We start from the raw sequence: 16,111 nt of genomic DNA, 5'->3' as shown, positions 1-16,111 counted from the left end.
CCCCCCCCCCCCCCCCGCCGCGGGGTGGGGCGGGGACATCCGGCGTGGTGCGTTGGGCGGCGGGCGACCCCCCGCGCCGGGCTTTCCCGGGAACGCCCGTCGCGGCTGAAGCCGCTCCTACAAGCGCATCCCGGTCTTTGCGCTGCCCGCGATGCTTGGGCCGCCGTCGTATCAGCGCAGCTGCAGCAGCTCGCGCAAATCCTCCATCAGCAACACCACGTCGGCCGTTGCCAGATCCAGATCGCGCGGATAGCCATAACGCACCAGCGCCACCGGCATGCCGGCGGCGTGCCCGGCCTGCAGGTCGGTCCCCGAATCGCCGACCATCAGGCAGCGCGCCGGCGGCTGCGCAAACTGCTGCGCCAGATGCAGCAGCGGCGCCGGGCTGGGCTTGCGCTCGGGCAGGCTGTCGCCGCCGAGCAGCGCAGAGAACAGATCGGCCACGCCCAGATGGCGCAACAGCGGCGGCACCATCGCCGACGGCTTGTTCGTGCACAGCGCCAGCGTCACCCCATCCGCATGCAACTGCGTCAGCGCTTCGGCCGCGCCGGGATACAGCCGCGGACTGCGCAACAGGCACTCGGCGTAGTGCCGCATGAAGGTCGGCATCACCGTCTCGAGCGGTGTGGTGTCGCCAGCGTGCCGCCAAGCCACCTCCACCAGCTTGCGCACGCCTTCGCCGATCCAGCCGAGCACGGTCGCCTCCGGCACGCGCGGCAGGCCGAAGTCGGCCAGGGTACGGTTCAGCGCCTCGGCGATGTCGGCGCCGCTGTCGACCAGGGTGCCGTCCAGGTCGAACACCACCAATGCATACGGAAACGTCATGTTGTGCCCAACACAAGGGAATAAGTACGCATTGTAGGTGGCGTAAGCTCGTATGCGGTTGCGACACGCGCGCGTGGGCGCGGCGCGTGCGCTGCCTTCCCTAGCACCACGCCACGCCCGCTGCGGCAGCGCCGTGACGACGACCGGGAGCGCGAACCACGCTCACGCGATCCATCCCGGCCCGAGTCAACCGCTCGATCACTGCACTCGCGCGCACGACACCCGAGAACATCACCGGTTGGCGATCCCCACCCATGTTCCAATCCGCGCATCCGTGAGGACGCGACCAGGTCGATCCGCGTGCCAGAGGATGAAGTCGCTGTTGCAACCCGAGCAGCATACCCCTGTGGGAGGGACTTCAGTCCCGACGCGGGAGCGACGGCCAGGTTCTCGGCCTGCACGCACATCCCATGGTTGTTTCAACACACGCACACGCGAGAGTGTGCGACCACTTACGCTGTGTTTGACGACCGCCTCGATGTGGTTCCAATCCACGCCCCCGCAAGGGCGCGACAAGACCCGCCGTCGCCGCACCGTAGCCCCACGTATTTCAATCCACGCACCGCTCAGGGCGCGGCGATAGAGGGTACGACAGTCTCCCGTGGTACACGCTCCCATTCCATCAGCCGGGAAGACAGAATCCCAGGCAACGCCACCGCCTCAACCGAACAAGCGCCCCTGCGCCTGTCCCGGCTCGCGTTCGTGGAAACCGGACAGGCCGACGCCGACCAGGCGGTAGCGGGTGGACGCCGGCAGGTCGACGCGCTCGCGCAGCGCCAGGGCGATGTCGATCAAGGCCTGCAGCGAGTCCGGCGGCTGCTCCGGCGTGAAGCTGCGGGTGAGGATGCGGAACTGCGCGGTCTTCAGTTTCAATACCACGGTGCGCGCCATGCGGTCGGTACGGCGGGTGGCGTTCCAGGTCTTCTCCGCCAGTTGCCGGATCGCCGGCTCCAGTGCCTCCAGCGCCAGGTCTTCGGCGAAGGTGTCCTCGGAGGAGATCGACTGCACCGGCTGGTCCGACTCCACCGGGCGTTCGTCGATGCCGCGCGCGCGCTGGTACAGGCGCAGGCCGAAGCTGCCGAAGCGGGCTTCCAGTTCGGCCTCGCTGCGCGCGCGCAGGTCGCCGACGGTGGCGATGCCCAGTTCCGCCAGCTTGGCCTCCATCACCTTGCCCACGCCGGGTACCTTGTTCACCGGCAACGGGGTCAGGAACGCTTCCACGCGATGCGGGCGGATCACGAACTGGCCGTCGGGCTTGCGCCAGTCCGAGGCGATCTTGGCCAGGAACTTGTTCGGCGCGATCCCGGCCGAGGCGGTCAATTCGGTTTCGGCGCGGATCTGCGCGCGGATGGTCTGGGCGATCTCGGTGGCGGTGCGCAGTTCCCCCTTGGGCACGGTGACGTCCAGGTAGGCCTCGTCCAGCGACAGCGGCTCGATCAGATCGGTGTGGCGCTGGAAGATCTCGCGCACCTGCCGCGACACCGCCTTGTAACGGGCGAAATCCGGCGGCACGAAGATCGCGTCCGGGCACAGCCGCTCGGCACGCAGCGCCGGCATCGCCGAGCGCACGCCGAACACCCGCGCCTCGTAGGAGGCGGCGCACACCACCGAGCGCATGCCGCGCCAGGCCACCACCACCGGCTTGCCGCGCAGCGCCGGATCGTCACGCTGCTCCACGGACGCGTAGAACGCGTCCATGTCGACGTGAATGATCTTGCGCATCGACCCCATACCCTACGCCTGCGAACGGTGTCGGCATGATAAGCCCCGCGCTGCGCACGGACTGAGAATGCGCGCCTTGATCCGGCGCAGTGCACATGGCATCGCCGTTGCCGACACTACGCGTGCGTACGGATAAAACGTTTGATTGAACGCGCGAAGCTCATGCACTCTTGCGCGCCTCGACTGTCTCGCCTGGGAATGTTCCGCTCATGAGTCGTCTGTCCTCCTATTCGCGCGAGCAATTGCTCGCCAGCGCACGCGGCGAGTTGTTCGGCGCCGATGCCGGGCGCCTGCCCAACGATCCGATGCTGATGTTCGACCGCATCGTCGCCATCGACGAGACCGGCGGCGCGCACGGCAAGGGCGTGATCCGCGCCGAACTGGATATCCGCCCGGACCTGTGGTTCTTCGGCTGCCATTTCATCGGCGATCCGGTGATGCCCGGCTGCCTGGGCCTGGATGCGATGTGGCAGCTGACCGGCTTCTTCCTGACCTGGCTAGGCGCACCCGGCCGCGGCCGCGCGCTGGGCGTGGGCGAAGTGAAGTTCACAGGGCAGGTGCTGCCTACCGCCAAGCACGTGGTGTACGAGATCGACATCAGCCGGGTGATCAACCGCAAGCTGGTGATGGCGGTGGCCGACGGCCGCATGTCGGTGGACGGGCGCGAGATCTATACCGCCAAGGACATGCGCGTGGGCCTGTTCACTTCGACGGAGGCATTTTGATGCGGCGCGTGGCAATTACCGGAATGGGCATCACGTCGTGCCTGGGCAACGACCTGGACAGCGTGTCGCGCGCCTTGCGCGAAGGCCGCGCCGGCATCCGCCATAACCCGCAGGCGGTCGAGGCCGGCCTGCGCAGCCAGATCGGCGGCGATGTGCAACTGGACCTGGACGCGGCGATCGACCGCAAGCTCAAGCGCTTCATGGGCGACGCCTCGGCCTACGCCTACCTGGCGCTGCGCGATGCACTGGCCGATGCCGGCCTGGACGAGGCGGCGATCAGCGACCCGCGGATCGGCCTGATCGCTGGCTCCGGTGGCGGCTCCAGCCACTGGCAGGTGGAAGCGGCGGACCTGCTGCGCAACCGCGGCGTGCGCAAGGTCGGCCCGTACATGGTGCCACGCACGATGTGTTCGGCGGTGTCGGCCAGTCTGGCCACCGCGTTCAAGATCAAGGGCGTGAGCTACTCGCTGTCGGCCGCGTGCGCGACCTCGGCGCACTGCATCGGCGCGGCGGCGGACCTGATCCGCCATGGCCAGCAGGACGTGATGTTCGCCGGCGGCGGCGAAGAGCTGGACTGGACCATGAGCCTGATGTTCGACGCCATGGGCGCGTTGTCCACCAGCTTCAACGACACGCCGGCGGTGGCCTCGCGGCCCTACGACGCCGCGCGCGACGGTTTCGTCATCGCCGGCGGCGGCGGCATGCTGGTGCTGGAGGACTACGAGCGCGCGGTGGCGCGCGGCGCGCGCATCCACGCCGAACTGGTCGGCTACGGCGTGACCTCCGACGGCGCCGACATGGTCGCCCCGTCCGGCGAAGGCGCGGTGCGCTGCATGCGCATGGCGCTGCAGGGGGTAGACGCGCCGATCGACTACCTCAACACCCACGGCACCTCGACGCCGTTGGGCGACGTCACCGAACTGGATGCGGTACGCGCGGTGTTCGGCGATGCGGTGCCGCCGCTGTCCTCGACCAAGGCGCTGTCCGGGCACTCGCTGGGCGCGGCCAGCGTGCACGAGGCGATCTACTGCCTGCTGATGCTGCGCGACGGCTTCATCGCAGGCTCGGCCAACATCGACACGCTGGATCCGCGCGCCGAGGGCTTCCCGATCGTGCGCGAAAGCCGCGATGCCGCGTTGCGCACGGTGATGTCCAACAGCTTCGGCTTCGGCGGCACCAACGCCGCGCTGGTATTCGCCAAGGCCTGAATGAGGCGATGCGCGTACGCTGCCGGCAGCGGCAGCGTGCCGCGCGTCAGCGCTCCAGTTGCCTGACGTCGCGACGCCCGGCGTCGTCGTCCTTGTGCGCTTCCGGCTTGGTTGGTGGCGGTGAAGGCGGGGACGGTGGCGGTGGAGGTGGCGGCGGTGGAGGAGGAGGTGGTGGTGGCGGCGAACTCGGCTTCGGCGGATGCCGCTCGACCCACTGGATCGTCGCGGGCGTGGGCGGCCACGAGGGCGATGCCGACGGCGCGGAGGCAGACGGCGGCACGGGCGTCAGCCCCATCGATTCGCGCAGGCGGCGGTCGTCGTCCTGGCGTTGCAACTCCTTCGCCAGTTCCTTGTTGTAGCGGGGATTGAGCGCGTCCGGCGGCGGAATCTGATGCATCCGCTCGCCCGGCGGCGTCCATGCCGGCGTGGCGCTCACGGCCTCGGACGCGGACGCCTGCGGTGGAGGGGGCGCCCGCCATTGCGGCGCCAACTGCCGCTGCAGCGGTGCCGGGATCTGCGCTGGGCCAGCGGCAGTCGCCGCGCTTTCCAGCGGACGGTAACGCGCGCGCTCGCGCGCCCACGGCTGACCGCGATAGTGCGTGTCCCAGTAGCGATCCAGCGCGAAGCCGACCGTGGGCACACCGAGCGAGGCGCCGGGCGCGACGCCCTGCCCCTGTTCGTGAAAGTCGATTGCACCAGCCGGCAGCCATCCGCGTTTCTCGCGCCAGCTGACATCGCACCAGGCCCAGTCCCGTGTGCAGCCGTGCACCTGCAACGTGTCGTCGGTGGCCGGCGTGGCCACGCGCGGATACTCCGGCGCCGGACCGGCGCGCAGGCTGGCGCCGATGCGCACCGTGCCGCTGCCGTCCTGCGCCAATGCCGGCGCGACCATGCCCAACAGCAACGGCGTCCACCACCCTGCGCGCTTCATGCGGTCCTCCTTGTGCAGTGCGGCGGTGTCCTGCGCCGCGATCGCGGCGGCGAAGATCGCCTGCCGCTGTGCTGTGTTCTAGCACAGAGGAGCGGGGATTCGGGATTGGGGATTCGGGATGACCAGCCTGCGGCTGTTGGAAGCCGGGATTGGGGATTGGGGATTGGGGGCGGCAGCGCGCTGTGCGGAGCCAGATCGTTGGCAAGCGATTTTCTGCAGGAGCGGCTCTTGTCCCCTTTTGCGGGATCAGCTGCGACGGGCGTTACCGGTAATGCCCTATCGCGGCTGAAGCCGCTCCTACAACAAAGCCAGAAGCGCTGGAAATGCCCTGCCCTCGCGAAAAATCACAACTCCCCAATCCCAACTCCCAAATCCCCGCTTACCCAGCCATGCCGCTGTGCCGCAGCAGCGCCTCCAGTTCCGGCGCGCGGCCGCGGAAGGCGGTGAAGTTCTCCAGCGCCGGGCGGCTGCCGCCGCGCGAGAGGATCTCGCGCAGGAAGCGCGCGCCGGTGGCGGGCAACTGGTCGGGCGCTTCCTCGAACGCCGCGTAGGCGTCGGCGCTGAGCACCTCGGCCCACTTGTAGCTGTAGTAGCCGGCCGCGTAGCCGCCGGCGAAGATGTGGCTGAACTGGTGCGGGAAGCGGTTCCACGCCGGCGGCCGGTTCACCGCCACGGCGTCGCGCACGCGCTCGAGCAACTGCAGCACGCTGTCGGACTGCGCATCGAAGTCGTGGTGCAACTGCATGTCGAACAGCGCGAATTCGAGCTGGCGCACGGTGAACATGCCGCTCTGGTAGTTCTTCGCCGCCAGCATCTTGTCGAACAGTGCGCGCGGCAGCGGTTCGCCGCTGTCCACGTGCGCGGTCATCGCCTGCAGGCGCGGCCACTCCCAGCAGAAGTTCTCCATGAACTGGCTGGGCAGTTCCACCGCGTCCCACTCCACGCCGTTGATGCCGGCCACGCCCAGTTCGCCGACCTGGGTCAGCAACTGGTGCAGGCCGTGGCCCATCTCGTGGAACAGGGTGGTGACCTCGTTGTGGGTGAAGGTAGCCGGCTTGCCGTCGCTGCCGCGGCCGAAGTTGCACACCAGGTACACCAGCGGGGTCTGCACACCGTCGGCGCGTTCGCGGCGGTTGCGGCAATCATCCATCCAGGCGCCGCCGCGCTTGCCTTCGCGTGCGTACAGATCCAGGTAGAACTGCCCGACCAGGCGCCCCTGCGCGTCGCTGAGGCGGAAGAAGCGCACGTCCGGATGCCACACCGGCGCGTTGTCGGCCTCCACGCGCAGGCCGTACAGGTCGTGGATCAGGCCGAACAGGCCGTCCAGCACCTTGGGCTCGATGAAGTAGCGCTTCACTTCCTGCTCGGAGAAGCTGTAGCGCGCCTGCTTGAGCTTCTCGCCGGCGTAGGCCAGGTCCCAGGCTTCCAGCGTGTCCAGGCCCAGGTGTTCGCGCGCGAACGCCTCAAGCTCGGCGCGGTCGCGCTGCGCATAGGGCTTGGCGCGTGCGGCCAGATCGTGAAGGAAGTCGAGCACCTGTGCGGGATCCTGCGCCATCTTCGTCGCCAGCGAATACTCGGCGTAGCTGGCGAAACCCAGCAGCGCCGCCAGTTCGCCGCGCAGGGCGAGGATGCGGCCGATCGCCGCGCTGTTGTCCAGCGCCGCATTGCCGAACTCCGAGGCGCGGATCGCGTTGGCGCGGTACAGCGTCTCGCGCAACGCACGGTCCTCGGCGTACATCTGCACCGGCAGGTAGCACGGCATCTGCAGGGTCAGCTTCCAGCCCGCCTGGCCGTCGCGCTCGGCCGCCGCGCGCGCGGCGGCGATGCTGTCCTCGGGCAGCCCGGCCAGGCGCGCCGGGTCGTCGACCAGCAGCGACCACGCGTCGGTGGCGTCGAGCACGTTCTGCGAGAACTTGGCCGACAGCGCCGACAGTTCTTCCTGGATCGCGGCGAAGCGCTGCTTGTCGGCCTCGCCCAGTTCGGCGCCGCCCAGGCGGAAATCGCGCAGCGCGTTGTCCAGCACCTTGCGCTGCGCCGGGCCGAGCGCGGCCGCCTCCGGCGACTGCGCCAGCGTGCGGTACTGCGCGAACAGCGCCAGGTTCTGCCCCAGCGCGCTGGAAAAACGCGTCACCTTGGGCAGGTTGGCGTTGTAGGCCTCACGCAGCGCCGGCGTGTTGACCACCGCCTGCAGGTGACTCACCTGGCCCCAGGCGCGCCACAGGCGCTCGGTGGCATCGTCCAGCGGCGCCACGAAGCTGTCCCAGCGCACCGGCGCCACCGTCTCGGCGGCGGCCACGGCGGCCTCGGCCTGCGCCAGCAGCGTGTCGATCGCCGGGCCGATGTGCTCGGGCTGGATCGCATCGAAGCGCGGCAGCCCGGAAAAATCGAGCAGGGGATTGGTCATCGCGGAAGTCTCGGTCACGGAAGGAAGGCCGGCGGCGCCGGTCATGGCAGTGAGATGGCGGTCAGTCCAGCGCAGCACAAGGCAGCGGCGGCAGGCCGGCGCCGGCCACCGCCGCGGCCAGTTGCGCATCGGCCTGGTCCACGTCGATGCCGTGCTCGGCGTACCACTGCGGCCGGTAGTAGCTGTGCCCGTAGCGCTCGCCGCTGTCGCACAGGATGGTGACGATGGCGCCGCTGCGGCCCTGCTCGCGCATGCGCGTGGCCGCCTGCAGCACGCCGACGAAGTTGGTGCCGGTGGAGCCGCCCACGCGCCGGCCCAGGCGCGCGCTGACGTAGCGCATCGCCGCCAGGCTCAGCGCGTCGGGCACCTTGACCATCGCATCCACGCAACTGGGGATGAAGCTCGGCTCCACCCGCGGCCGGCCGATGCCTTCGATGCGCGAGCCGCCGGTGCTTTCCAGGCCGGCGTAGTCGCGCCCGGCCAGGGCCTCGCGGTAGCCGTCGAAGAACAGCGACACCTCCGGATCCGCGCACAGGATGCGGGTGGGATGGCGCCGGTAGCGCACGTAGCGCCCGAGCGTGGCCGCGGTGCCGCCGGTGCCGGGGCTGCACACGATCCAGGCCGGGATCGGATGCGGCTCCTCCTGCATCTGCCGGAAGATCGACTCGGCGATGTTGTTGTTGGCGCGCCAGTCGGTGGCGCGTTCGGCGTAGAGGAACTGGTCCATGAAGTGGCCGCCGGTCTCGCGCGCCAGTTGCACCGAATCGGCGTGCAGGTCGCAGGCGCGCCCGACCAGGTGGCAGCGCCCGCCCTGGAACTCGATCGCGGCGATCTTCTCCGGCGAGGTCGTCGCCGGCATCACCGCGATGAAGGGCAGCCCCAGCAGGCGCGCGAAATACGCCTCGGACACCGCGGTGGAGCCGCTGGAGGCCTCGATCACCGGGCGCCCCTCGCGCAGCCAGCCGTTGGCCAGCGCGTACAGGAACAGCGAGCGCGCCAGGCGGTGCTTGAGGCTGCCGGTGGGATGGCTGGACTCGTCCTTGAAATACAGGTCGATGCCGGGGAAACCGGGCAGGTCCAGCGGGATCAGGTGGGTGTCGGCCGAACGGTTGAAGTCGGCTTCGATCTTCTGGATGGCGGCGGCCACCCAAGCGCGATGGGTCATGGCGGTGCGGGAGCGGAGAAATCGCGCCCACGATACACGCCCCGCCACGCGCCCGGGCCATGCGCGGCAGCGGCCGCCACGCCGGCGTTCACCCGGCGTGGCGCGGCGCCGGGGCGGCGCTCAGCCGGCGGCCACGCTGAAGCCGGCGTCGGCGATCGCCTGCTCCAGCGCGGCCACGTCGATGCGCGCGGGGTCGTAGTCGACGCCGACGCGCCCGCCCTCCAGCACCACCGTGCTGGCGGCCACGCCCGGGCAGGCGTCCAGTACCCGCTGCAGCCGCGCGCTGCAGCCGCCGCAGCTCATGCCGTGGACGACGAGATCGAGATGTTGCATGTCAGGCTCCAAAGTGAAGAAATCGCGCGCGTGCTCACTGCGGACGCCAGCGATTCAGCAGCAGCGCGTTGCCCAGCACCGAGACCGAGCTCAGCGCCATCGCCGCGCCGGCGATCACCGGGTTGAGCAAGCCGAACGCGGCCAGCGGGATGCCTAGGCCGTTGAAGACGAAGGCGAAGAACAGGTTCTGGCGGATCTTGCGCACCGTCGCCGCGGACAGGTCGATGGCGGCGGCGACGCCGGCCAGGTCGCCGTGCATCAGCACCACGTCGGCCGCCTCGATGGCAATGTCCGAACCGCTGCCGATGGCGAAACTGACGTCGGCCGCGGCCAGCGCCGGGGCATCGTTGATGCCGTCGCCGACCATGCCCACGCGTGCGCCCGGCACCGCCTGCAACTGGCGCACATGCGCGGCCTTGTCCTGCGGCAGCACCTCGGCCTGCACCTGCTCGATGCCGAGCCGCGCGGCCACCGCCTGCGCCGCGTGGCGGTTGTCGCCGCTGAGCATGGTCACCGCGATGCCGCGCGCCTGCAGCAGGGCCACCGCCTCGGCGGCGTCCTCGCGCAGCGGATCGGCGATGGCGATGTAGCCGGTCACGGCACCGTCCACCGCCACCCCGACCACGCTCTGGCCCTGCGCCTGCGCCGCCTCGGCCTGGCGGCGCAGCGTCGCGTCGGCCGGCACCGCGACCAGGCCGTCGAGCCACGCCAGCGCGCCCAGCGCGACCTCGCGCCCGTCCACGCGGCCGCGCACGCCCTGCCCCGGCAGCGTCTGCACCGCCTCGGCCAGCGGCGCCGGCGCGGCCGTGCGCACGCCCAGGTCGGCGGCGCGCTGCACGATGGCGCGCGCCAGCGGATGCGCCGAACCGGTCTCCAGCGCCGCGGCCAGGCGCAGCAGCGGCGCGGCCTCGGCCGCGTCGGCGACCAGCACCGCGGTCACCTGCGGCTGACCCAGGGTCAGGGTGCCGGTCTTGTCGACCACCAGCGCGGTCAGCGCGCGGGCGCGTTCCAGCACCTCGGCATCGCGGATCAGGATGCCGGCGCGGGCGCCGACGCCGGTGCCGACCATGATCGCGGTCGGCGTGGCCAGGCCCAGCGCGCACGGGCAGGCGATCACCAGCACCGCCACCGCGTGCACCAGGGCGTCGGCGAAACTGCCGCCCAGCGCCCAGGTCGCGCCCAGGGTGATGGCGGCGATGGCGAGCACCGCCGGCACGAACACCGCGGCGATGCGGTCGACCAGGCGCTGGATCGGCGCGCGCGAGCCTTGCGCCGCATCGACCATGCGCACGATCTGCGCCAGCAGGGTGTCGGCGCCGACACCGGTGGCGCGCGCGCGCAGCAGGCCGAGCTGGTTGACCGTGGCTGCGTGCAGGCGACTGCCCGGCGCCTTGGCCACCGGCAGCGCCTCGCCGGACAGCATCGCCTCGTCCACGCTGGAATGGCCCTCGAGCACCTCGCCATCCACCGGCACGCGCTCGCCGGCAGCGACCACGAACACGTCGCCGACCGCCAGTTCCGCCGCATCCACCTCCACGATGACGCCGTCGCGCTCGACCCGCGCGGTGGTCGGCGCCAGGTCGAGCAGCGCGCGCACCGCCGCGGTGGTGCGGCGCTTGGCGCGCGCCTCGAGCAGGCGCCCGAGCAGCACCAGGGTGATGACGCTGGTGCTGGCCTCGAAGTACACGTGCTGGTCGTGCAGGCCGGCCACGGTGACCACGGCGCTGTACAGATAGGCCATGCCGGTGCCCAGCGCGACCAGCACGTCCATGTTGGCGCTGCCGTTGCGCAGCGCGCGATAGCCGGCGCGGTAGAAGCGCGCACCGATCCAGCACTGCACCGGCGTGGCCAACAGCAACTGCAGCCAGCGCGGCAGCGGCTCGGCATGCGCACCGCGCAAGGCGTCGCCATCCAGCATGCCGAGCATCTGCCCCCAGAACGGCAGGGTCAGCAGCACCGCCGCGGCGAACATTCCCAGTTCGCGCTGCCAGGCACGCTTTTCGCTGCGTTCGCGCTCGGCCAGCTGCTCGGGGTCCATGGCCTGCGCGACGCGCGCGCCGAACCCGGCACGGGCGATCCGCGCGATCAGCTCCGCCGGCGCGACCGCGCCGGGCACGATTTCCACCCGCGCCTTGACCGAGGCCAGGTTGGCGTGGCCGGCGAGCACGCCCGGAGTCTTCGCCAGCACCGCATCGATCGCCGCCACGCAGGAGGCGCAGTGCAGGCCGCTGAGCTCCAGGGTCAGCGTCTCGGTGGGCACGCTGTAGCCGGCCTGCTGGATGCGCTGCAGCAGCGTCGGCAGGTCCACCTGCTGCGGGTCGTAGTCGACCTGCACGCGCGCGCCGGCGTAGCTGGCCTGCGCCGCCACCCCGGGCAGGCGCTGCAGCGCCTTCTCGACGCCAGCCGCGCAGGCGGCGCAGGTCATGCCCTGCACCGGCAAGGTCAGCGAGGCGGTGGCCCGCTCCGTGCTCATCGCGGCGGATCGCCGGCGGCATCGCCGCGGATGTCGCCCAGGATCGGGCAGGCGTCCGGCGCGCCGCGGCCGGGGCACTCCTCGACCAGGGCGGCCAGGGTGTCGCGCATCTCGGTCAGCTCGGCGATGCGCTGATCCAGTGCCTGCAGGCGCGCACTGGCGCGCTGCTTGATGCCCTCCACGCCGTGCACGCGATCGTCCTGCAGCGCCAGCAGCTCGCCGATCTCCTCCAGCGAAAAGCCCAGTTCCTTGGCGCGGCGGATGAAGCGCACCCGCTGCACCGCCGCAACGTCGTACTCGCGGTAGCCGGAGGCGCGGCGCGGGGCGGGCGGCAGCAGGCCCTGGCGCTCGTAGTAGCGCACGGTGTCGATGGCGACGTCGGCCTGGCGGGCGAGCGCGCCGATGGTGAAGCGGGCGGTGGCGGGGTCGGATCGCATGCACACACCCTACTCCCTGGAGTCGGGTCCAGAGTCAAGCCTTGCCACATGGCGGTCGCTTGCCGCGCACGCCGGCTTCGGTATCCTCTTGTTCCTTCTGCCGCCACGTCCTGCATGTCCGTGCCGACCTTCGCCGTCCTGCTGCGCCTGCTGCTGTGTCTGAGCCTGCTGCTCAACGGCACCGCGGCCGCCATGGCGATGCCGGGCATGGCGACGCACGGCACCTCGACGCACGACACGGCTGCCGCGGTCGCCAGCGCGGCGCCGGCGCATGCGGCAATGCCATGTCACGACGCGCCGCCACCGCCGCCGGCGGAGCACGACGGCCACTGCCACGATCATGCCGGCAAGCACGGTGGCTGCGGCGGGATGGCCGGCTGCCAATGCCCGCACGCGCAGCCGCTGCCGGCCCTGCTGGCGATGCCGCTGGCACTGCCGCGCATGCCGCGCACCCTCGTCGCCACTGCTTCCCAGACCGCGCACGGTGCGCCCGGCCTGCCGCGGCTGGAACGTCCTCCCAGCGCCTGAGCGCGCGCGGCCGCCCCGCGGGCGGTCTCCTGGCGGCAGCACACTGGCGCTGCCGCGTCCGTGCCTGCAGCGCCCGTCGGCGCTGCGCGGCGCATCGCATCCGTTTACGGACATCGCACATGAACCCATCTTCTTCCGGCCTGCCGGCGCTGCCGTCGCGGCGCCGCTTCGTCACCGGGCTGGCGCTGGGCGCCGCCGCCGGCCTCACCGGGCTGCCGCTGCGCAGCGCCCACGCCAGCGCGCTGGCCCGCAACGGCGCCACGCCCTACGTGCTGCAGGGCACCGACCTGGACCTGAGCATCGGCAGCACCCGGGTCAACTTCACCGGGCGCGAGCGCCCCGCCATCGCCGTCAACGGCAGCGTGCCGGCGCCGCTGCTGCGCTGGCGCGAAGGCGACACGGTCACCATCCGCGTGGCCAACCGCCTGCCCGGCCACACCCAGACCTCGGTGCACTGGCACGGCCTGCTGCTGCCGGCCAACATGGACGGCGTGCCGGGCATGAGCTTCGACGGCATCTACCCGGGCGAGACCTACCAGTACCGCTTCGCCCTGCGCCAGTCCGGCACCTACTGGTACCACAGCCACTCGCTGCACCAGGAGCAGGCCGGGCTGTACGGCGCCATCGTGATCGACCCGCGCGAGCCGCCGCCGTACCGCTACGACCGCGAACACGTGCTGCTGCTGTCGGACTGGACCGACCTGGATCCGGCGGCGCTGTTCCGGCGGCTCAAGCAGATGCCGTCCTACGACAACCTGTACCAGCGCACCGTCGGCGATTTCCTGCGCGACGCGCGTCAGGACGGGCTGCGCGCCACCCTCGCCGACCGCGGCATGTGGGGGCGCATGCGCATGACCCCCAGCGACCTGTCCGACGTCAACGGCAACACCTACACCTACCTGCTCAACGGCATGACCCCGGCCGGCAACTGGACCGGGCTGTTCCGTCCCGGCGAGAAGGTGCTGCTGCGCTTCATCAACGCCTCCAGCATGAGCTACTTCGACGTGCGCATCCCCGGGCTGAAGATGACCGTGGTCGCCGCCGACGGCCAGTACGTGCATCCGGTGAGCGTGGACGAGTTCCGCATCGCCGCGGCCGAGACCTTTGATGTGCTGGTCGAACCCAGCGGCCAGGACGCCTACACGGTGTTCGCGCAGGACATGGGCCGCACCGGCCACGCGCGCGGCACCCTGGCCGTGCGCGAAGGCCTGCAGGCGCCGGTGCCGGCAAACGATCCGCGCCCGCTGCTGCGCATGCAGGACATGGGCCACGCGATGGCCGGGCACGCCGGCATGGACCACGGCGCCGGCACGGCCATGCACGGCATGGAGGGCGGCTGCGGCGCGAACATGCACATGGCCGGCATGCCGGGCATGGAGCATGCTGCGCACGCTGCCGCCGCACCTGCGCATCCACGCAGCGAACGCGGCAATCCGCTGGTGGACATGCAGTCCTCCGCCACCGCGCCACGGCTGGACGACCCCGGCATCGGCCTGCGCGACAACGGCCGCCGCGTGCTGAGCTACGCCGACCTGCACAGCCTGTTCAAGGACCCGGACGGACGCGAGCCGGGACGCGAGATCCAGCTGCACCTGACCGGCAACATGGAGAAGTTCGCCTGGTCGTTCGACGGCATTCCCTTCGCCAGCGCCGAACCGCTGCGGCTAAACTACGGCGAGCGCCTGCGCATCGTGCTGGTCAACGACACGATGATGCAGCACCCGATCCACCTGCACGGCATGTGGAGCGACGTGGAGGACGCCGCCGGCCGCTTCCAAGTGCGCAAGCACACCGTCGACATGCCACCCGGCACGCGCCGCAGCTACCGCGTGCGCGCCGACGCGCTGGGCCGCTGGGCCTACCACTGCCACCTGCTGTACCACATGGACGGCGGCATGATGCGCGAAGTGCGGGTGGACGCATGAGCCGCCTCCGCCTCGCTCCGCTTGCCCAGGCCACCGGCCTGGCGCTGCTGCTCGCGCACGCTGCGGCGCAAGCGCAGCATGCCCACACGGCTGACACCGACGGCGGCGACGCACCTACTGCCGCGCCCTGCGCCTGCCCGGCACCCGCTGTCACCACACCCATGGCGGGCGCTGCGGAGGCATCGCAGCCCGACACGGCAATGCACGGCACCATGGACCACGCAGCCATGGTGCATGCCGAGCACGCGCCGGCCATGCAAGACACGCCTGCGGCAGAGCACGCCGACGCCCTGTCGCACGCGCACATGGACCACGCCACGATGGACCACGCGGCCACGCCGTCGCCGCAGGTCGATCACCGCGAACACGCGCATCTCGCACACGACGACACGCATCACGATGGCATGGACCATGCGATGCCCACCGCGCCCGCGCCTGCGCCCGCGCCCGCGCCCGCACCGACAGCGAAAGCATGCCCGTGTCCTGCGAGCGCCGACACGCCGCTGCCGCGCGAGCCGATCCCGCCGATCACCGCCGCCGATCGCGCGGCCGCGTTCCCGGTGCTGCGCGAGCACGGCATGGCGCACGGCGCGGCGCGCACCGGCTACCTGCTGGTCGATCGCCTGGAGGGCTGGGACAACGCCCACGGCAGCGGCCAGGCCTGGGAAGCGCGCGGCTGGTACGGCGGCGACATCGACCGGCTATGGCTGCGCAGCGACGGCGAACGCGAGGGCGGCCGCACCACGGCGTCCTCGCTGGAACTGGCCTATGGCCGCGCGATCTCGCCCTGGTGGGACGTGCTGATCGGCGGCAGGCAGACATTCGCGCCGGGCCGCGCGCGGACCTCAGCCGCGTTCGGCGTGCAAGGCATGGCGCCGTACAAGTTCGAGGTGTCGGCCCTGCTCTACGTCGGCGAGGGCGGCCATGCCAGCCTGCACCTGGAAGGCGAGTACGACGTGCTGCTGACCAATCGCCTGATCCTGCAGCCACGGCTGGAAGCCGAACTGGCCGCGCGCGACGATCCGGCGCATCGCACCGGCAGCGGCCTGACCACCGTGGAGGGCGGGTTGCGCCTGCGCTACGAGGTCACGCGCCGGTTCGCGCCGTATGTTGGCGTGGAGCACGTGCGCAGCTTCGGCGACACCGCCGACCTGCGCCGCGCCGATGGCGAGGCGGCGCGCGAGACACGCTGGGTCGCCGGCCTGCGGTTCTGGTTCTGACGGTTCTGGTTTTGAGCTGCGGGCGCGCGGCGAACAGCGGCGCAAGGATGCGCCGCCGCAGCGAAACGCGGCATCGCCGCCAGCGCGAGGTGCGTCTCGCGCCAGGAGCACGCACGGCCCTCTCCGCACCCAGGCAGCGCGAACGGCCGTGCATCCGTAGGAGCGGCTTCAGCCGCGACGGGCGTTACCGGTAACGCCCGTCGCGGCTGAAGCCG

General features: G+C 71.2%; 13 protein-coding genes. 5 read left to right on the top strand and 8 right to left on the bottom strand.

The window, feature by feature from the left end:
- Positions 1-171: 171 nt before the first annotated feature.
- Both gph and dinB read right to left on the bottom strand, forming a co-directional pair.
- Positions 172-825, bottom strand: coding sequence for a phosphoglycolate phosphatase (gene gph, locus PIQ37_RS20430; protein WP_342074871.1), 654 nt, complete (start codon positions 823-825; stop codon positions 172-174).
- 660 nt (positions 826-1,485) lie between these two features.
- Positions 1,486-2,556, bottom strand: a complete 1,071-nt coding sequence (gene dinB / locus PIQ37_RS20425; protein WP_342074870.1) for a DNA polymerase IV — start codon at positions 2,554-2,556, stop codon at positions 1,486-1,488.
- 200 nt (positions 2,557-2,756) lie between these two features.
- Here dinB and fabA point away from each other — a divergent pair, with 200 nt between their 5' ends.
- Together fabA and fabB are read left to right on the top strand one after the other, a co-directional pair.
- Positions 2,757-3,272: a 3-hydroxyacyl-[acyl-carrier-protein] dehydratase FabA gene (gene fabA, locus PIQ37_RS20420; protein ID WP_342074869.1), complete on the top strand. Its 516-nt coding sequence runs from the start codon at positions 2,757-2,759 to the stop codon at positions 3,270-3,272.
- The gene (gene fabB, locus PIQ37_RS20415; protein ID WP_342074868.1) at positions 3,272-4,480 is read left to right on the top strand and encodes a beta-ketoacyl-ACP synthase I; all 1,209 of its coding nucleotides are present in this window, start codon (positions 3,272-3,274) and stop codon (positions 4,478-4,480) included. The genes fabA and fabB overlap by 1 nt, the downstream gene beginning before the upstream one ends.
- 46 nt (positions 4,481-4,526) lie before the next feature.
- Here the strand turns inward: fabB and PIQ37_RS20410 are convergent, their stop codons facing one another.
- From PIQ37_RS20410 to PIQ37_RS20385, 6 genes are all read right to left on the bottom strand, one after another.
- Positions 4,527-5,411 (bottom strand): SH3 domain-containing protein, encoded by an 885-nt coding sequence (locus PIQ37_RS20410; RefSeq protein ID WP_342074867.1) that lies wholly within the window; start codon positions 5,409-5,411, stop codon positions 4,527-4,529.
- 379 nt (positions 5,412-5,790) lie between these two features.
- Positions 5,791-7,815: a M3 family metallopeptidase gene (locus PIQ37_RS20405; RefSeq protein WP_342074872.1), complete on the bottom strand. Its 2,025-nt coding sequence runs from the start codon at positions 7,813-7,815 to the stop codon at positions 5,791-5,793.
- A 61-nt stretch (positions 7,816-7,876) separates the two neighbouring features.
- On the bottom strand, positions 7,877-8,980 hold the full coding sequence (locus PIQ37_RS20400; RefSeq protein WP_267097214.1) for a PLP-dependent cysteine synthase family protein: 1,104 nt from the start codon (positions 8,978-8,980) through the stop codon (positions 7,877-7,879).
- Between the two features lie 120 nt (positions 8,981-9,100).
- Positions 9,101-9,313, bottom strand: a complete 213-nt coding sequence (locus tag PIQ37_RS20395; protein ID WP_342074866.1) for a heavy-metal-associated domain-containing protein — start codon at positions 9,311-9,313, stop codon at positions 9,101-9,103.
- A gap of 34 nt (positions 9,314-9,347) precedes the next feature.
- A complete protein-coding gene (locus tag PIQ37_RS20390) occupies positions 9,348-11,786 on the bottom strand; it encodes a heavy metal translocating P-type ATPase (protein ID WP_342074865.1) in 2,439 nt (812 codons plus the stop codon).
- On the bottom strand, positions 11,783-12,223 hold the full coding sequence (locus PIQ37_RS20385) for a heavy metal-responsive transcriptional regulator (protein WP_342074864.1): 441 nt from the start codon (positions 12,221-12,223) through the stop codon (positions 11,783-11,785). Before PIQ37_RS20385 ends, PIQ37_RS20390 begins: the two co-directional genes overlap by 4 nt.
- A 114-nt stretch (positions 12,224-12,337) precedes the next feature.
- Between PIQ37_RS20385 and PIQ37_RS20380 the strand changes: the two genes are divergently transcribed.
- From PIQ37_RS20380 to PIQ37_RS20370, 3 genes are all read left to right on the top strand, one after another.
- A complete protein-coding gene (locus tag PIQ37_RS20380) occupies positions 12,338-12,751 on the top strand; it encodes a CopL family metal-binding regulatory protein (protein WP_342074863.1) in 414 nt (137 codons plus the stop codon).
- A gap of 119 nt (positions 12,752-12,870) precedes the next feature.
- Positions 12,871-14,676, top strand: coding sequence for a copper resistance system multicopper oxidase (locus PIQ37_RS20375; RefSeq protein WP_342074862.1), 1,806 nt, complete (start codon positions 12,871-12,873; stop codon positions 14,674-14,676).
- Positions 14,673-15,896, top strand: a complete 1,224-nt coding sequence (locus PIQ37_RS20370; protein WP_342074861.1) for a copper resistance protein B — start codon at positions 14,673-14,675, stop codon at positions 15,894-15,896. Before PIQ37_RS20375 ends, PIQ37_RS20370 begins: the two co-directional genes overlap by 4 nt.
- Positions 15,897-16,111: the final 215 nt, after the last annotated feature.

Source organism: Xanthomonas protegens, assembly GCF_038442435.1.
GTDB lineage: Bacteria > Pseudomonadota > Gammaproteobacteria > Xanthomonadales > Xanthomonadaceae > Xanthomonas_A > Xanthomonas_A sontii.
This window is presented reverse-complemented; position numbering and strand designations above follow the sequence as displayed.

Bases quoted from the DNA above. Each gene is read 5' to 3' on its own strand.
- gph (WP_342074871.1), bottom strand. From the start codon at position 825: ATGACGTTTCCGTATGCATTGGTGGTGTTCGACCTGGACGGCACCCTG.
- dinB (WP_342074870.1), bottom strand. From the start codon at position 2,556: ATGGGGTCGATGCGCAAGATCATTCACGTCGACATGGACGCGTTCTAC.
- fabA (WP_342074869.1), top strand. From the start codon at position 2,757: ATGAGTCGTCTGTCCTCCTATTCGCGCGAGCAATTGCTCGCCAGCGCA.
- fabB (WP_342074868.1), top strand. From the start codon at position 3,272: ATGCGGCGCGTGGCAATTACCGGAATGGGCATCACGTCGTGCCTGGGC.
- PIQ37_RS20410 (WP_342074867.1), bottom strand. From the start codon at position 5,411: ATGAAGCGCGCAGGGTGGTGGACGCCGTTGCTGTTGGGCATGGTCGCG.
- PIQ37_RS20405 (WP_342074872.1), bottom strand. From the start codon at position 7,815: ATGACCAATCCCCTGCTCGATTTTTCCGGGCTGCCGCGCTTCGATGCG.
- PIQ37_RS20400 (WP_267097214.1), bottom strand. From the start codon at position 8,980: ATGACCCATCGCGCTTGGGTGGCCGCCGCCATCCAGAAGATCGAAGCC.
- PIQ37_RS20395 (WP_342074866.1), bottom strand. From the start codon at position 9,313: ATGCAACATCTCGATCTCGTCGTCCACGGCATGAGCTGCGGCGGCTGC.
- PIQ37_RS20390 (WP_342074865.1), bottom strand. From the start codon at position 11,786: ATGAGCACGGAGCGGGCCACCGCCTCGCTGACCTTGCCGGTGCAGGGC.
- PIQ37_RS20385 (WP_342074864.1), bottom strand. From the start codon at position 12,223: ATGCGATCCGACCCCGCCACCGCCCGCTTCACCATCGGCGCGCTCGCC.
- PIQ37_RS20380 (WP_342074863.1), top strand. From the start codon at position 12,338: ATGTCCGTGCCGACCTTCGCCGTCCTGCTGCGCCTGCTGCTGTGTCTG.
- PIQ37_RS20375 (WP_342074862.1), top strand. From the start codon at position 12,871: ATGAACCCATCTTCTTCCGGCCTGCCGGCGCTGCCGTCGCGGCGCCGC.
- PIQ37_RS20370 (WP_342074861.1), top strand. From the start codon at position 14,673: ATGAGCCGCCTCCGCCTCGCTCCGCTTGCCCAGGCCACCGGCCTGGCG.